Source organism: Streptomyces sp. NBRC 110035 (assembly GCF_000829695.1).
Classification (GTDB): Bacteria; Actinomycetota; Actinomycetes; order Streptomycetales; family Streptomycetaceae; genus Streptomyces.
In genome coordinates this window covers 97,269-114,011 of the sequence record NZ_BBNN01000022.1, presented here as the reverse complement: position 1 = coordinate 114,011, position 16,743 = coordinate 97,269, and the positions used below count along the sequence as shown (strand labels likewise).

Below are 16,743 nucleotides of genomic sequence, written 5' to 3'. Positions count from 1 at the left end.
CGGCGCTTCTACAAGACTGGGGGTTCTGCGGCGGCGGAGTCACCCTCAGGCGAAGGCGAGGTTGTAGACGCCCGCCGCGAGGACGCCGCCGATCAGCGGACCGACCACCGGGACCCAGGCGTAGGACCAGTCGGAGCCGCCCTTGTTGGGCAGCGGCAGGAGGGCGTGCACGACGCGCGGACCGAGGTCACGGGCCGGGTTGATCGCGTAACCGGTCGGCCCGCCGAGGGACAGGCCGATGGAGACGACCACGAGGGCCGTGATCAGACCACCCAGCACGCCGAGGCCGTTGCCCTCGTCGTTCAGGCCCTGGGTGAGCACGGCGATGATCAGCACGAAGGTGCCGATGATCTCCGTGGCGAGGTTCTGCACGGCGTTGCGGATCTCCGGGCCGGTGGAGAAGATGCCGAGCACCGGGCCGGCGCCCTTCTCCTGGGCCTCGACCGCCTTGGCCTGGGCCTGCGCGCCCCGGTCGCCGACGATCTCCTTGTCGGTGAGATGCGCCTGGAACTGGCCGTAGTAGGCCAGCCAGACCAGCGTGGCGCCGAGCATCGCGCCGAGGAACTCTCCGGCGAAATAGACCGGAACGTTGCTCCAGTCGCCGTCCTTGACGGCGAGGGCCACGGTCACGGCCGGGTTGAGGTGGGCTCCGGAGAGCGGAGCGGAGACGTACACGGCCGTCATGACGGCGAAGCCCCACCCGAAGGCGATGGCGAGCCATCCGGCGTTACGGGCCTTGGAAGCCTTCAGGGTCACGGCGGCGCACACGCCGCCGCCGAGCAGGATGAGTATGGCGGTACCGATGGTCTCGCCGATGAAGATGTCGGAGCTGGACACCCGCGACTCCTTTGTCCTTCGTCCAGGGAAGCCGACCCCCGGGTCCCACCGGGGATTGGCGCCCTCAGGGATGAGAGCGATGTCGGCCCGTGGCGTTGTCACACTCTAACGCGTATTGCCGGTAAGTGTTCGACAATGCCGACCGATGGACGGGAGTCTTTCCTTGCCCCGCCTGTGCGTCAAGGGTTTGGCTGTCGAAAACGCGATCGTTATCGATTGTCCCGGGATGTCGATCTGTGCTCTTCGATCTGTGGCGACATGTCTCCCTTGTCCGCCGGAGGGCACGGCGACGGCCGGGGCACCGTACGGTGCCCCGGCCGGGTCCTCCTGTGTGCCGGTGGTGCCGGGTGGTGTCCGCGCCGCGCTCAGAAGCGCCGGGCGCCCAGGTCCCGCGACACCGAGCGGGCGCAGTCGCGGACCGCCGCGATCAGCTCCGGGCGCAGCTCGCCGTCCTGCCGCAGCCGCTCCACCGCGCCCGTGACGCCGACCGCGCCGACCGGCATGCGTCGCCGGTCGTGGACGGGGGCCGCGACCGAGGCCACGCCCTCCCAGGTCTCCTCGACGTCCGCCGCGTACCCGCGTGCGCGGGTGAGGTCGAGGATCCGCTCGAAGGCCTCCGGATCGCACACCGTGCGGTCGGTGAACGGCGTGCGGTCGCCCTCCAGTGCCTCGCTGTGGGCCACCGGGTCGTAGGCCGCCAGCACCTTGCCCAGGGCCGTGGAGTGCAGTGGCTGCATGGCCCCGATCTCCAGGACCTGCCGGCTGTCGTCGGGCCGGAACACGTGGTGCACGATCAGTACGCCCTGCTGGTGCAGCACGCCCAGATAGACGCTCTCGCCGCTGGAGCGCGCCAGGTCGTCCGTCCACACCAGGGCGCGCGCCCGCAGCTCGTGTACGTCGAGGTACGTGGTGCCCAGGCGCAGCAGCTCCGCGCCCAGCTGGTAGCGCCCGGAGGCCTCGTCCTGCTCGACGAAGCCCTCCTGCTGGAGGGTGCGCAGAATGCCGTGGGCGGTCCCCTTGGCGAGGCCCAGCGACGAGGCGATGTCCGACAGGCCGAGCCGCCGCTCGCCGCCCGCCAGCAGGCGCAGCATCGCTGCCGCCCGTTCGAGCGACTGGATGTTCCGTGCCATCCCCGTGCTGCCTCCGTCCCCTTCGACCGCCGTCCCGCGACGCTGCCGCTGTTCGGCAATGCCGAACACTACCGTTCGATGCCGACCTCTTGCCAACGGTCCGCCGCCATCGGCCGTGATTCCGTGGCCTGATCCGCCCCCCGTCCCTGCACGGGGCATCCGGAACCACGCCATCATGGTCCGTCCCGTGGACGCCCGGAACATCGGGGCGCGGTCCCCGATACCCTGGCGGCGTGCCCCTGCCCGGGAGGCTCCATCGGGGATCGTTCCGGGCAGCCGCAAAGCCGACAGCCGTCGCACCTGAGGGAGCCCCTTACATGGCCTCGTTGCCGCTGACCCCTTCCCCCGACAGCCGGGCCCGTGTGGCCGCGCTCCGAGAGGCGCTCGCCACCCGCGTGGTGGTCGCCGACGGAGCGATGGGCACCATGCTCCAGGCGCAGGACCCCACGCTCGAGGACTTCGAGAACCTCGAAGGCTGCAACGAGATCCTGAACCTGACCCGCCCGGACATCGTCCGCTCGGTCCACTCCGAGTACTTCGACGCCGGAGTCGACTGCGTCGAGACCAACACCTTCGGCGCCAACCACAGCGCCGCGTCCGAGTACGACATCGCCGACCGTGTGCACGAGCTCTCCGAGGCGGGAGCCCGCATCGCCCGGGAGGTCGCCGACGAGCACGCGGCGCGCGACGGCCGCACCCGCTGGGTGCTCGGCTCCATCGGCCCCGGCACCAAGCTGCCGACCCTCGGCCACATCGGCTACGGCACGATCCGCGACGGCTACCAGGCCAACGCCGAGGGCCTGCTCGCGGGCGGAGCCGACGCGCTGATCGTCGAGACCACCCAGGACCTCCTGCAGACCAAGGCCTCGGTCCTCGGCGCCCGCCGCGCCATGGGGGCGACCGGCGTCGAGGTGCCGCTGCTGGCCTCCATGGCGTTCGAGACCACCGGCACCATGCTCCTGGGCTCCGAGATCGGCGCCGCGCTCACCGCCCTGGAGCCGCTCGGCATCGACATGATCGGCCTGAACTGCTCCACGGGCCCCGCCGAGATGAGCGAGCACCTGCGCTACCTCACCCGGCACTCCCGCATCCCCCTGCTGTGCATGCCCAACGCCGGCCTGCCGGTCCTCACCAAGGACGGCGCCCACTTCCCGCTCGGCCCCGAGGGCCTGGCCGACGCCCAGGACACCTTCGTCCGCGACTACGGGCTGTCCCTGGTCGGCGGCTGCTGCGGCACCACCCCCGAACACCTGCGCCAACTCGTGGAACGCGTCCGGGACGTCACCCCGCCCGAGCGCACCCCCCAGCCGGAGCCGGGAGCCGCCTCCCTCTACCAGAGCGTGCCCTTCCGCCAGGACACCTCCTACCTCGCGATCGGCGAGCGCACCAACGCCAACGGCTCCAGGAAGTTCCGCGAAGCCATGCTCGAGGGCCGCTGGGACGACTGCGTGGAACTGGCCCGCGAACAGATCCGCGAGGGCGCGCACATGCTCGACCTGTGCGTCGACTACGTCGGCCGTGACGGCGTCGCCGACATGGAGGAACTGGCCGGCCGGTTCGCCACCGCCTCCACCCTGCCGATCGTGCTCGACTCCACCGAGGTCCCCGTCCTGCGGGCCGGCCTGGAGAAGCTCGGCGGCCGGGCGGTCATCAACTCGGTGAACTACGAGGACGGCGACGGCCCCGGGTCCCGCTTCGCGCACGTCGCGCAGCTGGCCCGGGAGCACGGCGCGGCGCTGATCGCGCTGACCATCGACGAGGAGGGCCAGGCCCGCACCGCCGAGAAGAAGGTCGAGATCGCCGAACGTCTCATCGACGACCTGACCGGCAACTGGGGCATCCACGAGGAGGACATCCTCATCGACTGCCTCACCTTCACCATCTGCACCGGCCAGGAGGAGTCCCGCAAGGACGGCATCGCCACCATCGAGGGCATCCGCGAGCTCAAGCGCCGCCACCCCGAGGTGCAGACCACCCTGGGACTGTCGAACATCTCCTTCGGCCTCAACCCGGCCGCCCGCATCCTGCTCAACTCCGTCTTCCTCGACGAATGCGTCAAGGCGGGCCTGGACTCGGCGATCGTGCACGCGTCGAAGATCCTGCCCATCGCCCGCTTCAGCGAGGAGGAGGTCACCACCGCCCTCGACCTGATCCACGACCGGCGCCGCGAGGGCTACGACCCGTTGCAGAAGCTGATGCAGCTCTTCGAGGGCGCCACCGCCAAGTCCCTGAAGGCCGGCAAGGCCGAGGAACTGGCGGCGCTGCCCCTGGACGAGCGCCTCAAGCGGCGGATCATCGACGGCGAGCGAAACGGCCTGGAGGCCGACCTCGACCGGGCGCTCGGGACCCGCAAGGCCCTCGACATCGTCAACGACACCCTGCTGGACGGCATGAAGGTGGTCGGCGAGCTGTTCGGCTCCGGCCAGATGCAGCTCCCGTTCGTGCTCCAGTCCGCCGAGGTGATGAAGAACGCGGTCGCCCACCTGGAACCGCACATGGAGAAGACCGACGAGGACGGCAAGGGCACCATCGTGCTCGCCACCGTCCGCGGCGACGTGCACGACATCGGCAAGAACCTGGTCGACATCATCCTGTCGAACAACGGCTACAACGTGGTCAACCTCGGCATCAAGCAGCCCGTCTCGGCGATCCTGGACGCCGCCGACCAGCACCGCGCCGACGTCATCGGCATGTCCGGACTGCTGGTGAAGTCCACGGTGATCATGAAGGAGAACCTGGAGGAGCTCAACCAGCGCGGCCTGGCCGCCGACTTCCCGGTGATCCTCGGCGGCGCCGCACTGACCCGTGCCTACGTCGAACAGGACCTGCACGAGATCTACCAGGGCGAGGTCCGCTACGCCCGCGACGCCTTCGAGGGCCTGCGCCTGATGGACGCCCTCATCGGCATCAAGCGCGGCGTGCCCGGCGCGAAGCTGCCCGAGCTGAAGCAGCGCCGCGTCCGCGCGGCCACCGTGGAGATCGACGACCGCCCCGAGGCCGGTCACGTCCGCTCGGACGTCGCCGTCGACAACCCGGTGCCCCGGCCCCCGTTCTGGGGCACCCGGGTGATCAAGGGCATCCAGCTCAAGGAGTACGCGTCCTGGCTCGACGAGGGCGCCCTGTTCAAGGGCCAGTGGGGCCTGAAGCAGGCCCGCGCCGGCGACGGGCCGACGTACGAGGAGCTCGTGGAGACCGAGGGCCGGCCCAGGCTGCGCGGCCTGCTGGACCGGCTCCAGACGGACAACCTGCTCGAGGCGGCCGTGGTGTACGGCTACTTCCCCTGCGTCTCCAAGGACGACGACCTGATCGTCCTGGACGACGCGGGCAACGAACGCACCCGCTTCACCTTCCCCCGCCAGCGCCGCGGCCGCCGGCTGTGCCTGGCCGACTTCTTCCGCCCGGAGGAGTCCGGCGAGACCGATGTCGTCGGCTTCCAGGTCGTCACCGTCGGTTCTCGCATCGGCGAGGAGACCGCGCGGATGTTCGAGGCCAACGCCTACCGCGACTACCTGGAACTGCACGGGCTGTCCGTGCAGCTGGCCGAGGCGCTCGCCGAGTACTGGCACGCGCGCGTGCGCTCCGAACTCGGGTTCGCCGGTGAGGACCCGGCCGGGATGGAGGACATGTTCGCCCTGAAGTACCGGGGCGCCCGCTTCTCGCTGGGCTACGGCGCCTGCCCCGACCTGGAGGACCGCGCCAAGATCGCCGGGATGCTCCGGCCGGAGCGCATCGGCGTCCACCTGTCCGAGGAGTTCCAGCTGCACCCCGAGCAGTCCACGGACGCCATCGTGATCCACCACCCGGAGGCCAAGTACTTCAACGCCCGCTGACCCCGCGGCCCTGTCCGGCACCGATCCACCGGACAGGCCGCGAGGGGCGGCCGGCGCCCTCCGCGCGGAGTCCTGCGCCACCTCACGGTCCCGGCCCCCGTGCCCGGGCTCCGTGAGACACCGGAAGCGGTTGCGGCGCGCACGACGTACACTGGTCGGTCCACCGCAGGCCGGTTCCCCCCAGGGGAACCGGCCTGATCGTCCCTTAGACGGAGGTACGTGGATGACCAGTACGGTTCCCGCGCGCGGCACCCTTTCCCAGGCTCTCGGGTCCGGCAGACCGCACAAGCCCCGCACGGCCGAGAGGTCCGCTCTCCAGGCCGTGTTCCTGGACATGGACGGCACCCTGGTCGACACCGAGGGCTTCTGGTGGGACATCGAGGTCGAGGTGTTCGCCTCCCTCGGCCACACCCTCGACGACTCCTGGCGCCACGTCGTGGTCGGCGGCCCCATGACCCGCAGCGCGGGCTTCCTCCTCGAGGCGACCGGGGCCGACATCCCCCTCGCCGAGCTGACGGCGCTGCTCAACGACGGCTTCGAGGAGCGCATCGCCGACACCCTGCCGCTGATGCCCGGCGCAGCCCGGCTGCTGGCCGAGCTGTCCGAGTACGGCATCCCCACCGCCCTGGTCTCCGCCTCGCACCGGCGCATCATCGACCGTGTGCTCACCTCGCTGGGACCCCAGCACTTCGCCCTGTCGGTGGCCGGCGACGAGGTCCCGCGCACCAAGCCGCACCCCGACCCGTATCTGGCCGCCTCTGTCGGACTCGGCGTGGACCCCCTGCGGTGCGCCGTCGTCGAGGACACGGCGACCGGTGTCGCCTCCGCCGAGGCCGCGGGCTGCCATGTCGTGGCGGTGCCCTCGGTGGCCCCGATCGAAGCGGCTGCCCGGCGGACCGTCGTCCCCTCACTGGAAGCCGTCGACCTGGCCTTTCTGCACGGCCTGATGACGGAAGTACGCTAGGCGTTCACCGAGCGTTGGGCGACGTAAGGGCCGGAATTCCGAGGATCCGCGCCCCGGCGGGTGCCCGAAGGAATTCGGACGGCTACCGAACGTTGAATTCCGGTCCCGCCAGGCCGGATTTAATGTGTGATGTTCGCCACTTTCCGAAGTCTCGACAGGGGGGCCGTCATGTGCTGTCCGCCCCATTTCGGCAGGCCTCCGCGTTCCCTTGTGTCCTGATTGGTGAATCGCTGCACCAATCCTGCCGCGCCGACGTTCGCCGGTGCGTTCGTGCCCGGTTCCACTCCGTGATGGAGGCTCAACTACGGCCGCGGCACCCCTTCACGCGGGTGCGGACTAATCTCGTCGCGAGAACATCGCCCCCATCCCCGTGATCGGTAGCACCACCCTTGTATGCCGCATACACGGAGTCGACAGCTCTGGAGAAACTCGAGCATGAACCGCAAGACTTTGGTGCTGGCGGCCACGATCGGACTGCTCGCGCCGGTACTCGCCGGCTGTGGCGACACCGATGGCGGGAGCGGCGGCGGTGACGCGATCGTCGTCGGCACCACGGACCGGTTCACCGCCACGAAGGACGCACCCGCGCCGGTAGACCCCGCGTACGCCTACGACGTCGGTACCTGGAACATCCTGCGCCAGACCGTGCAGACGCTGCTCATCCAGCCGCGCGGCGACGGTGAGCCGGTCCCCGAGGCGGCCGAGACCTGCGGCTTCACCGACTCCGGCAACGAGCGGTACAGCTGTACCCTGCGCGAAGGCCTGAAGTTCTCGAACGGTGACCCCATCACCGCCGCCGATGTGAAGTACTCCATCGACCGGGCCCTCGCCATCCAGGCCGACAGCGGTGTGTTCGCGCTGCTGTCCACCATCGACACCGTCGAGACGCAGGGCGACCGCGAGGTGATCTTCCACCTCAAGTTGGCGGACGCCACCTTCCCGTACAAGCTGTCCACCCCGGTCGCGGGCATCGTCCCCGAGGGCTCCTACGACAAGGGCGAGCTGCGCGAAGGGTTCGAGATCGACGGGTCGGGCCCGTACACCTTCGAGACCAAGGTCGAGGACGGTGAACTGGTCGGCGCCACCTACGTCAAGAACGCCTCCTACAAGGGTTCCCTGAAGGTCGGCCACGACAGGATCGAGATGCGCTCCTACGAGAGCGCCGAAGCCATGGGCGAAGCGCTCGAGGGCGACGACATCGACGTCATGACCCGCAGCATGTCGCCGGAGCAGGTCCGGGAGCTCGCCAACGCCTCCGAGGGCACCGTCGACCTGGTCGAGTCGCCGGGTCTGGAGATCCGCTACCTGGCCTTCAACACCGAGGCCCCCAGCGTGGAGACCAAGGCCGTCCGCCAGGCCATGGCCCAGGTCATCAACCGCGGCGAGCTGGTCGCCAAGGTCTACGGCTCCCAGGCCGAGCCGCTGTACTCGCTGGTCCCCGCGTCCGTCACCGGTCACTCCAACGCGTTCTTCAACAAGTACGGCGACCCCGACGTCTCCAAGGCCCGCGAGCTGCTGGAGGAGGCCGCCATCACCACCCCGGTGAAGATGACGCTGCACTACACGACCGACCACTACGGTCCCGCCACCAAGGCGGAGTTCGAGCAGCTCAGCAAGCAGCTCAACGACAGCGGCCTGTTCGACACCGACATCAAGGGCGCGGCCTGGGACACCTTCCGGCCGGACGGGCAGAAGGGCAAGTTCGACGTCTACGGCATGGGCTGGTTCCCCGACTTCCCGGACGCCGACGCGTTCATCGCGCCGTTCCTGGCCGAGGACAACTTCCTCAACTCGCCGTACGCCAACACCAAGATCCGCAAGGAACTGATCCCGGAGTCCCGCCGTCAGGCCGACCGCCTGTCCGCCGCCGACAGCCTGAACCAGATCCAGGACATCGTTGCCGACGACGTGCCCGTGCTGCCCCTGTGGCAGGGCAAGCAGTACGTCGCCGCGCACGACGACATCACCGGCACCGCCTACCTGGTCAACTCCTCCTCCTCGCTCCAGCTGTGGGAGCTGGGCCGTGGCGTGAGCGGCTGACACGACAGGACCCGGACCGGGCCCGCATGTTCCGAGGGCGCCTTTGCCTCCCGCAAGCAGGGAGGCAAAGGCGCCCTCGGAGTCTGTCCACCGCCGGGTGGACGCTACTGCGCCCCCGGGCGCACCAGCCCGCTCTCGTACGCGTACACCGCGGCCTGCACCCGGTCGCGCAGCCCGAGCTTCGTCAGGACATGACCGACGTGCGTCTTCACCGTCGTCTCGCTGACGAACAGGTCCGCGGCGATCTCCGCGTTGGACAGCCCCCGCGCCACCAGCTTCAGCACCTCGACCTCACGGTCGGTCAGCGTGTGCAGCGTGTCCGGCACCGGCTCGTCACCGGACGGCAGATGCGTGGCGTACTTGTCCAGCAGCCGACGCGTGATGCTCGGGGCGAGCATCGCCTCACCGGCGGCCACCACACGGATCGCCTGCACCAGCTCGTTGGCCGGGGCGTCCTTCAGCAGAAAGCCGCTGGCGCCCGCGCGCAGCGCCTCCACCACGTACTCGTCGAGATCGAACGTCGTCAGCACCAGGACCTTCGCCGGGCCGTTCCGCTCGGGGCCGGTGATCTGCCGGGTCGCCTCCACCCCGTCCATCCGCGGCATGCGGATGTCCATCAGCACCACGTCGGGCTGCAGCGCCCGCACCTGGTCCTGGGCCTGGAGGCCGTCCCCGGCCTCGCCGACGACCGCGATGTCCTGCTCGGCCTCCAGGATCATCCGGAAGCCGGTGCGCAGCAGCGGCTGGTCATCGACCAGTAGGACGCGGATGGCCACGTAAGTCTCCTTCGTTAGTCCACCCTCATTCTGCCCTGCGCCCCCTGCCCCGCCCGGGTCCGGGGCACATCAGTCCACGGCGGGCCCGGCCGTCCGCACCGGCAGCGGATAGGGCGGGGGAGTGCCGCCGAACTCGGGGCAGTGCGCCTGGTGGTCGCACCAGCCGCACAGCTTGGTGGGGCGCGGCCGCCAGTCCCCCGTCTCCGTGGCCTGCCGGATCGCCTCCCAGAGCGCCAGCAGCTTGCGCTCGACGCGCTCCAGATCCGCGCGGACCGGGTCGTACGTCACCACGTCCCCGCTGCCCAGGTACACGAGCTGCAGCCGGCGCGGGATCACCCGCTTCAGCCGCCACACCACCAGGGCGTAGAACTTCATCTGGAACAGCGCGCCCTCCGCGTACTCCGGCCGCGGTGCCTTGCCCGTCTTGTAGTCGACGATCCGCACCTCGCCGGTGGGCGCCACATCCACCCGGTCGATGATGCCGCGCAGCCGCAGTCCGGAATCCAGCTCGGCCTCCACGAACAGCTCCCGCTCGGCGGGCTCCAGCCGGCTCGGATCCTCCAGGCCGAACCACCGCTCCACCAGCTGCTCCGCCTCCGCCAGCCAGCGCGCCAGCCGCTCGCCCCCCGGATCCTCGGCGAACAGCTCCGCGACCTCCGGACGCGACTCCCGCAGCCGGTCCCACTGCTCCGGGACCAGTGCTTTCGCCCGCGGCGCGGTGCGCTCGGCAGCCGGAGCGTCGAACAGGCGCTCCAGCACCGCGTGCACCAGCGTGCCCCGCGTCGCTGCCTCACTCGGCTTCTCCGGCAGCCGGTCGATGACCCGGAACCGGTACAGCAGCGGACACTGCATGAAGTCGCCGGCGCGCGACGGGGACAGCGAGGCGGGCGGTCCGGGGGGCCGCGCGGCCGCCGCCGCGGGGGCTCCGGCCGCCACCGCCACGTCTCCTCCGGCTGCCGCCTCCCCGGCAGCGGCCGGCGTGTTTGCCGCCACGACCGGCATGCTCTCGGACCGCCCCGCGGCCCCGGTGCTCGTCTCCATGTCCACAGACCTTACGGCCCGGCACCGACAGGGACCGCCCACGGCGGGGTGACCGAAGGGGAAGAAGGGGAAGGAGAGGGGGAACAGGCGCGGTGGCAGAGGGGAACGGAGAGGGGTGCCGAGGCGAAACGTGTGGCAACGGCCGCATACCATCGACTGGAGACCCTCCCGTCCGGCAGGCGCGGGAGACGCAGCGACGAGGGGACACCGGTGGACGCAAGCGGCGGACGCGGGCAGCCGCGCTCCGGCAACGACGAGTCGACCGAGCGCCACGCGGGGCCCCCGGTGGGCGAACCCCCCACGGACGGAGAGCGCCTCGATCCGGCCGGGCCCACCCCGGCCGCCCCGGACACCTCCGACAACACGGACCGTACGGACAACGCGGACGGGCGGGCCACCGCGCCGCCTGCCGACCCCACTGCGTCGACCTTCGGAAACACCCCGTCACGGACCGGTGGCACTCCGGCGGAAACCGGGAGCACCTCGCGCAACGGAACACCCGAGCAGCCCTCCGCCCCGGTGCGACCCGCGGCGGACCGGGCCCCGCGGAGCCCGGACGAGGACGACGCCGCCCGGGGCGACGCACCCGGGAGTCACGCCGCCGGCCGTCGGCCCGACCCGTTCCCCCCGCCTCAGCAGCACCCCGACCGCCCCCTCGCCCACTCGGCGCCCGGCAGGAAATCCGCGCCACAGCGCCCGCCGGAGCCGCAGAGGCGCGGCGGACTGCTGATGGGACGCCCGTTCGGCGTGCCCGTCTACGTCGCCCCCAGCTGGTTCCTCGTCGCCCTCCTCATCACCTGGGTCTTCGGCGGCCAGATCGACCGCGTGCTGCCCGAACTCGGCGCCGCCAGCTACCTGGTCTCGCTGTTCTTCGCCGTCGCCTTCTACGCCTCGGTCCTGGTCCACGAGCTCGCCCACACGCTGGCCGCCCTCCGCTTCAAGCTTCCGGTGCGCCGCATCCAGCTCCAGTTCTTCGGAGGCGTCTCCGAGATCGAGAAGGAGGCCGAGACACCCGGACGGGAGTTCGTGCTCGCCTTCGTGGGCCCGCTGCTCTCCCTCGTCCTGTCAGGCCTGTTCTACCTCGGACTGCTCGCGGTGGACCCCGGCTCCGTACCCGGTGTCCTGCTGGCCGGCCTGATGGTCTCCAACCTCATCGTCGCCGTCTTCAACCTCCTGCCCGGCCTCCCCCTCGACGGCGGACGCATGCTCCGCGCGGTCGTCTGGAAGATCACCGGGAAGCCGATGAGCGGCACCGTCGCCGCCGCCTGGGTCGGCCGTGCCCTCGCCGTCTCCGTCCTGATAGGCCTCCCCCTGCTCACCCAGTCCGGAGCCCTCGGCTCCGACGCCGCCGACAGCGTGGGCATGGACACCGTCCTCGACGCCCTGCTCGCCGCCATCCTCGCGGCGATCATCTGGACCGGTGCCGGCAACAGCCTGCGCATGGCCCGCCTGCGCGAGCACCTGCCGGAACTGCGCGCCCGCGCCCTGACCCGCCGCGCGGTGCCCGTCGAGACCGACACCCCCCTCTCCGAGGCGCTGCGCCGCGCCAACACCGCCGGAGCCCGTGCCCTCGTCGTCGTCGACACCGACGGCACCCCGCTGTCCCTGGTGCGCGAGGCCGCCATCGTCGGCGTACCCGAGCACCGCCGCCCCTGGGTCGCGGTCGGCGGGCTCGCCCAGGACCTCACCGACGGCATGCGCGTCTCCGCCGAACTTGCGGGGGAGGAGCTCCTGGAAGCCCTGCGGGCCGCCCCCGCCACCGAGTACCTGGTCGTCGAGGCGACCGGCGAGATCTACGGCGTCCTGTCCGCGGCCGACGTCGAGCGCGCCTTCGTCAAGGCCATGGCCCGCCCCGCCTGACGCCACCCGCCCCCAGGGTGGTCAGCGGCCCGCGCCGGTACCGGTAGGCTGGTCACATGTCCGAACCGACCGGTGCCGCCCGCCGCCGCGGGCCCTTCAAGGTCGGGGACCAGGTACAGCTGACCGACCCCAAGGGCCGCCACTACACGTTCACGCTCGAGGCCGGGAAGAACTTCCACACCCACAAGGGTTCCTTCCCCCACGACGAGCTGATCGGCGCACCCGAGGGCAGCGTTGTCCGCACCACCGGGAACGTCGCCTACCTCGCGCTGCGCCCCCTGCTCCCCGACTACGTCCTGTCCATGCCCCGCGGGGCAGCCGTCGTCTACCCGAAGGACGCGGGGCAGATCCTCGCCTTCGCCGACATCTTCCCCGGCGCCCGCGTGGTGGAGGCGGGGGTCGGCTCCGGCTCGCTCAGCAGCTTCCTGCTGCGCGCCGTCGGCGACCAGGGCATGCTGCACAGCTACGAACGCCGCGAGGACTTCGCCGAGATCGCCCGGGCCAACGTGGAGCGCTACTTCGGCGGCCCGCACCCCGCCTGGCAGCTCACCGTCGGCGACCTCCAGGACAACCTGTCCGACACCGAGGTCGACCGGGTCGTCCTCGACATGCTCGCCCCCTGGGAATGCCTGGAGGCCGTCTCCAAGGCCCTCGTTCCCGGCGGCATCCTCTGCTGCTACGTCGCGACCACCACCCAGCTCGCCCGGACCGTCGAGTCCATCCGCGAGGTCGGCTCCTTCAACGAGCCGACCGCCTGGGAATCGATGATCCGCAACTGGCACATCGAAGGCCTCGCCGTCCGCCCGGACCACCGGATGATCGGCCACACCGGCTTCCTGCTCACCGCCCGCCGCCTCGCCGACGGCGTGGAACCCCCCATGCGCCGCCGCCGTCCCGCCAAGGGCGCCTACGGCGAGGACTACTCGGGACCCAACGCCGACGCGGGCACCGCACGCTGACGCGACCCGCCATCACGACAACGTACGAGCGCCGTGGCGCAGTTCCCCACCCGCACCGGGAACTGCGCCACGGCGCTCCCGTGCTGACGCGGCGGCACGTGGCGCGACGGCACCGGGCGGCCTCTCCGTCACCACCGCGCCCCCGCCGTTCCCCCGCACTGTGACGTGTGGCACGATGCTGGCCACCCCACCGGCACAGCTCCCACAGGAGACACTCCTCGTGCAGTCATCCGCCGTCCCGGAGCTCGCGCACACGCACACCCGCCCGATCCACTGGGTCGCCACCGCCACGGCCCTCGCAGGTGTGGTGGCGCTCTCCTCCCTGATGCAGCCCAAAGCCGCGACGGCGGTCCAGACGCCCGCCCCCGGGACGAAGAGCGCCCCCGCCCACACGGCGCCCCCCGACCCGGCGGCCGTCGAGTTCCCGCTCGAGTGCGGTCCGGTGGACGTGGTGGTCAAGAAGCACGTGGCCGGCGACCTGGACGGCGACGGCCGCCCCGAGACGGTGGCGGCCGTCCACTGCGACGCCTCCATGGGCACCCCACCCGACGGCCTGTACGTGCTGACCCGGGCCGCCGGAGCCGACACACCCCGTGTGGTGGCCACCCTCGTCGACCCCGAGGACCGCACCAACGTCGACGACTTCGCCGTGCGCGACGGCGACATCACCGCGGCACTTCTCGGCTACTCGTCCACCGACGTGCCCCGTTGCTGCCCCGACGTGCGCACGAGCGTGAAGTGGTCCTGGGACAACGGGGCGTTCGTCCAGTCCGAGCCCTCCGGCGCCCGGAGCGTCCGAACCGGACGCGGGCCCACCGCGCGAAACTCCCGAGCACTCGCCCCGGCACCCGCCGCCCGTGCGCGCCCCGGAGCACCGCAGCACGTGTGAGGAACGCGGGTGAGGGAACAGCCGGGGGTGACGAGCGGTACGGAACCGGTCACCCGGCGTCCGGGCCGTACACCTCCACGCCGTCCGCCACCCGACGCACATGGATGCACTCGCCGGGGCACTCCTTCGCGGAATCGACCACATCCGTGAGAACCGGCAGCGGCACGCGCGTCGTCGCCCCCGCGGCCTGCAACAACTCGTCGTCCGAACCCTTCACGTACGCCAGCCCGTCGATGTCCAGCTCGAACACCTCGGGCGCGTACTGCGCGCAGATGCCGTCACCGGTACACAGGTCCTGGTCGATCCAGACCTCCAGGTCCTCGCCCTCGACTCCGGCCTCCTGCTGCACGCTCATCTCTCCTGCCGTCTTGCCGCATCCCGGTCCCACGCGTCGGACCGGGCGGGAATCCGGCCAGCTCCGACGGGTGTTGAACACATCGACCCTACCCTCGCCGGGGTTCCCGTCATCCTCGCTGGGTATTCCCCTGGCGTGAGGGAGAGCGCAAGGGTGAAGATCGGACACACCCCGACCGTCTTTGTGATCTAGGGGTTTCAATCGACATCCGCCCAGGTAGGGTCTGGAAGCGTCCAGCTCCCCTTGGAGGAGGTGAGGACCGTGGCAGCCCACGACGACGACATGAACCGCGGCATCCGCCCAGGACGCGGGTCCGAGGACCCGGCCGGGCAGATTGCCTATCTTGAGCAGGAGATCGCCGTCCTGCGCCGCAAGCTCGCCGACTCTCCGCGACACACGAGGATTCTCGAAGAGCGGATCGTCGAGCTGCAGACCAACCTGGCCGGCGTGTCCGCCCAGAACGAACGACTCGCCGGCACACTCCGCGAGGCCCGCGACCAGATCGTGGCCCTCAAGGAGGAGGTCGACCGGCTCGCACAGCCCCCGGCCGGTTTCGGAGTCTTCCTCATGGCCAACGAGGACGGCACCGCCGACATCTTCACCGGCGGCAGAAAGCTCCGGGTGAACGTGAGCCCCGGCATCGACCTGGACGAGCTCCGGCGCGGCCAGGAAGTCATGCTCAACGAAGCGCTCAACGTGGTCGAGGCCATGCAGTTCGAGCGCGTCGGCGACATCGTCACCCTCAAGGAGATCCTCGAGGACGGCGAACGAGCACTCGTCCTCGGCCACACCGACGAGGAGCGCGTGGTCCGGCTCGCCGAACCGCTGCTGGGCATCACCATCCGTCCCGGCGACGCACTCCTGCTCGAACCCCGCTCCGGGTACGTCTACGAGGTCGTGCCCAAGAGCGAGGTCGAGGAACTCGTCCTCGAGGAAGTCCCCGACATCGGCTACGAGCAGATCGGTGGCCTCGGCAACCAGATCGAAGCCATCCGCGACGCCGTCGAGCTGCCCTACCTCTACCCGGACCTGTTCAAGGAGCACGAACTGCGTCCGCCCAAGGGTGTCCTGCTCTACGGGCCCCCGGGATGCGGCAAGACGCTCATCGCCAAGGCCGTGGCCAACTCGCTGGCCAAGAAGGTCGCCGAAGTGACCGGAGTGGCCGCCGGCAAGAGCTTCTTCCTCAACATCAAGGGTCCCGAGCTCCTCAACAAGTACGTCGGCGAGACCGAGCGGCAGATCCGTCTCGTCTTCCAGCGGGCCCGCGAGAAGGCCAGCGAGGGCACCCCCGTCATCGTCTTCTTCGACGAGATGGAATCCCTCTTCCGCACCCGCGGCTCCGGCGTCAGCTCCGACGTGGAGAACACGATCGTCCCGCAGCTCCTCGCCGAGATCGACGGCGTGGAAGGCCTGCAGAACGTGGTCGTGATCGGTGCCTCCAACCGCGAGGACATGATCGACCCCGCCATCCTGCGCCCCGGCCGGCTCGACGTGAAGATCAAGATCGAACGTCCGGACGCCGAGGCGGCCAAGGACATCTTCGGCAAGTACCTCACCCAGCGCCTCCCGCTGCACGGCGACGACCTCGCCGAGCACGGCAGCGACCGGGACGTCACGGTCCAGAGCATGATCCAGACCGCGGTGGAACACATGTACGCCGAAACCGAGGAAAACCGCTTCCTGGAAGTCACCTACGCCAACGGCGACAAAGAAGTCCTCTACTTCAAGGACTTCAACTCCGGCGCCATGATCGAGAACATCGTCGGCCGCGCCAAGAAGATGGCGATCAAGGACTTCCTCGAGAAAAGCCAGAAGGGCCTCCGCGTCTCCCACCTGCTCCAGGCCTGCGTGGACGAGTTCAAGGAGAACGAGGACCTGCCCAACACCACCAACCCCGACGACTGGGCCCGGATCTCCGGAAAGAAGGGCGAGCGGATCGTGTACATCCGCACCCTCATCACCGGAAAGCAGGGATCGGACACCGGACGCTCCATCGACACGGTGGCAAACACCGGTCAGTACCTGTAAAAAGCAGGGTGGCTGCGGGTGCCCTCGACGGGTA

General features: G+C 70.4%; 11 protein-coding genes and 1 pseudogene. 7 read left to right on the top strand and 5 right to left on the bottom strand.

The window, feature by feature from the left end; all coding sequences use genetic code 11:
• Positions 1–45 precede the first annotated feature (45 nt).
• The gene (locus tag TU30_RS12320; protein WP_042168529.1) at positions 46–837 is read right to left on the bottom strand and encodes an MIP/aquaporin family protein; all 792 of its coding nucleotides are present in this window, start codon (positions 835–837) and stop codon (positions 46–48) included.
• Between the two features lie 365 nt (positions 838–1,202).
• Positions 1,203–1,967, bottom strand: coding sequence for an IclR family transcriptional regulator (locus TU30_RS12315; RefSeq protein WP_042168528.1), 765 nt, complete (start codon positions 1,965–1,967; stop codon positions 1,203–1,205).
• A gap of 317 nt (positions 1,968–2,284) precedes the next feature.
• Here TU30_RS12315 and metH point away from each other — a divergent pair, with 317 nt between their 5' ends.
• The 3 genes from metH to TU30_RS12300 all read left to right on the top strand — a co-directional run bounded on the left by metH (position 2,285) and on the right by TU30_RS12300 (position 8,801).
• The gene (gene metH / locus TU30_RS12310; RefSeq protein WP_042168526.1) at positions 2,285–5,797 is read left to right on the top strand and encodes a methionine synthase; all 3,513 of its coding nucleotides are present in this window, start codon (positions 2,285–2,287) and stop codon (positions 5,795–5,797) included.
• Between the two features lie 223 nt (positions 5,798–6,020).
• Entirely contained in the window at positions 6,021–6,761 is a 741-nt protein-coding gene (locus TU30_RS12305) for an HAD family phosphatase (RefSeq protein WP_042168523.1), read from the top strand.
• Between the two features lie 435 nt (positions 6,762–7,196).
• Complete coding sequence (locus tag TU30_RS12300) at positions 7,197–8,801, top strand: ABC transporter substrate-binding protein (protein WP_042168521.1); 1,605 nt, start codon at positions 7,197–7,199, stop codon at positions 8,799–8,801.
• Positions 8,802–8,905: 104 nt separating this feature from the next.
• On the opposite strand, the gene TU30_RS12295 is transcribed toward TU30_RS12300, so the two are convergent.
• Together TU30_RS12295 and TU30_RS12290 are read right to left on the bottom strand one after the other, a co-directional pair.
• Complete coding sequence (locus TU30_RS12295; protein WP_042168519.1) at positions 8,906–9,577, bottom strand: response regulator transcription factor; 672 nt, start codon at positions 9,575–9,577, stop codon at positions 8,906–8,908.
• A 69-nt stretch (positions 9,578–9,646) separates the two neighbouring features.
• Positions 9,647–10,618 (bottom strand): RecB family exonuclease, encoded by a 972-nt coding sequence (locus tag TU30_RS12290; RefSeq protein WP_042168517.1) that lies wholly within the window; start codon positions 10,616–10,618, stop codon positions 9,647–9,649.
• 210 nt (positions 10,619–10,828) lie between these two features.
• Between TU30_RS12290 and TU30_RS12285 the strand changes: the two genes are divergently transcribed.
• The 3 genes and pseudogenes from TU30_RS12285 to TU30_RS12275 all read left to right on the top strand — a co-directional run.
• Positions 10,829–12,478, top strand: coding sequence for a site-2 protease family protein (locus TU30_RS12285; protein ID WP_042168515.1), 1,650 nt, complete (start codon positions 10,829–10,831; stop codon positions 12,476–12,478).
• A gap of 56 nt (positions 12,479–12,534) precedes the next feature.
• Positions 12,535–13,437, top strand: a complete 903-nt coding sequence (locus TU30_RS12280; protein WP_042168512.1) for a tRNA (adenine-N1)-methyltransferase — start codon at positions 12,535–12,537, stop codon at positions 13,435–13,437.
• A 220-nt stretch (positions 13,438–13,657) separates the two neighbouring features.
• Positions 13,658–14,233 (top strand): annotated as a pseudogene (locus TU30_RS12275) (hypothetical protein); the annotation flags it as partial.
• Positions 14,234–14,375: 142 nt separating this feature from the next.
• On the opposite strand, the gene TU30_RS12270 reads toward TU30_RS12275, so the two are convergent.
• Entirely contained in the window at positions 14,376–14,681 is a 306-nt protein-coding gene (locus TU30_RS12270) for a ferredoxin (protein ID WP_042168509.1), read from the bottom strand.
• A 261-nt stretch (positions 14,682–14,942) separates the two neighbouring features.
• Between TU30_RS12270 and arc the strand changes: the two genes are divergently transcribed.
• On the top strand, positions 14,943–16,709 hold the full coding sequence (arc, locus tag TU30_RS12265) for a proteasome ATPase (RefSeq protein ID WP_042168507.1): 1,767 nt from the start codon (positions 14,943–14,945) through the stop codon (positions 16,707–16,709).
• Positions 16,710–16,743: the final 34 nt, after the last annotated feature.

Bases quoted from the DNA above. Each gene is read 5' to 3' on its own strand.
- TU30_RS12315 (WP_042168528.1), bottom strand. From the start codon at position 1,967: ATGGCACGGAACATCCAGTCGCTCGAACGGGCGGCAGCGATGCTGCGC.
- TU30_RS12305 (WP_042168523.1), top strand. From the start codon at position 6,021: ATGACCAGTACGGTTCCCGCGCGCGGCACCCTTTCCCAGGCTCTCGGG.
- TU30_RS12300 (WP_042168521.1), top strand. From the start codon at position 7,197: ATGAACCGCAAGACTTTGGTGCTGGCGGCCACGATCGGACTGCTCGCG.
- TU30_RS12280 (WP_042168512.1), top strand. From the start codon at position 12,535: ATGTCCGAACCGACCGGTGCCGCCCGCCGCCGCGGGCCCTTCAAGGTC.
- TU30_RS12290 (WP_042168517.1), bottom strand. From the start codon at position 10,618: ATGGAGACGAGCACCGGGGCCGCGGGGCGGTCCGAGAGCATGCCGGTC.
- TU30_RS12270 (WP_042168509.1), bottom strand. From the start codon at position 14,681: ATGAGCGTGCAGCAGGAGGCCGGAGTCGAGGGCGAGGACCTGGAGGTC.
- metH (WP_042168526.1), top strand. From the start codon at position 2,285: ATGGCCTCGTTGCCGCTGACCCCTTCCCCCGACAGCCGGGCCCGTGTG.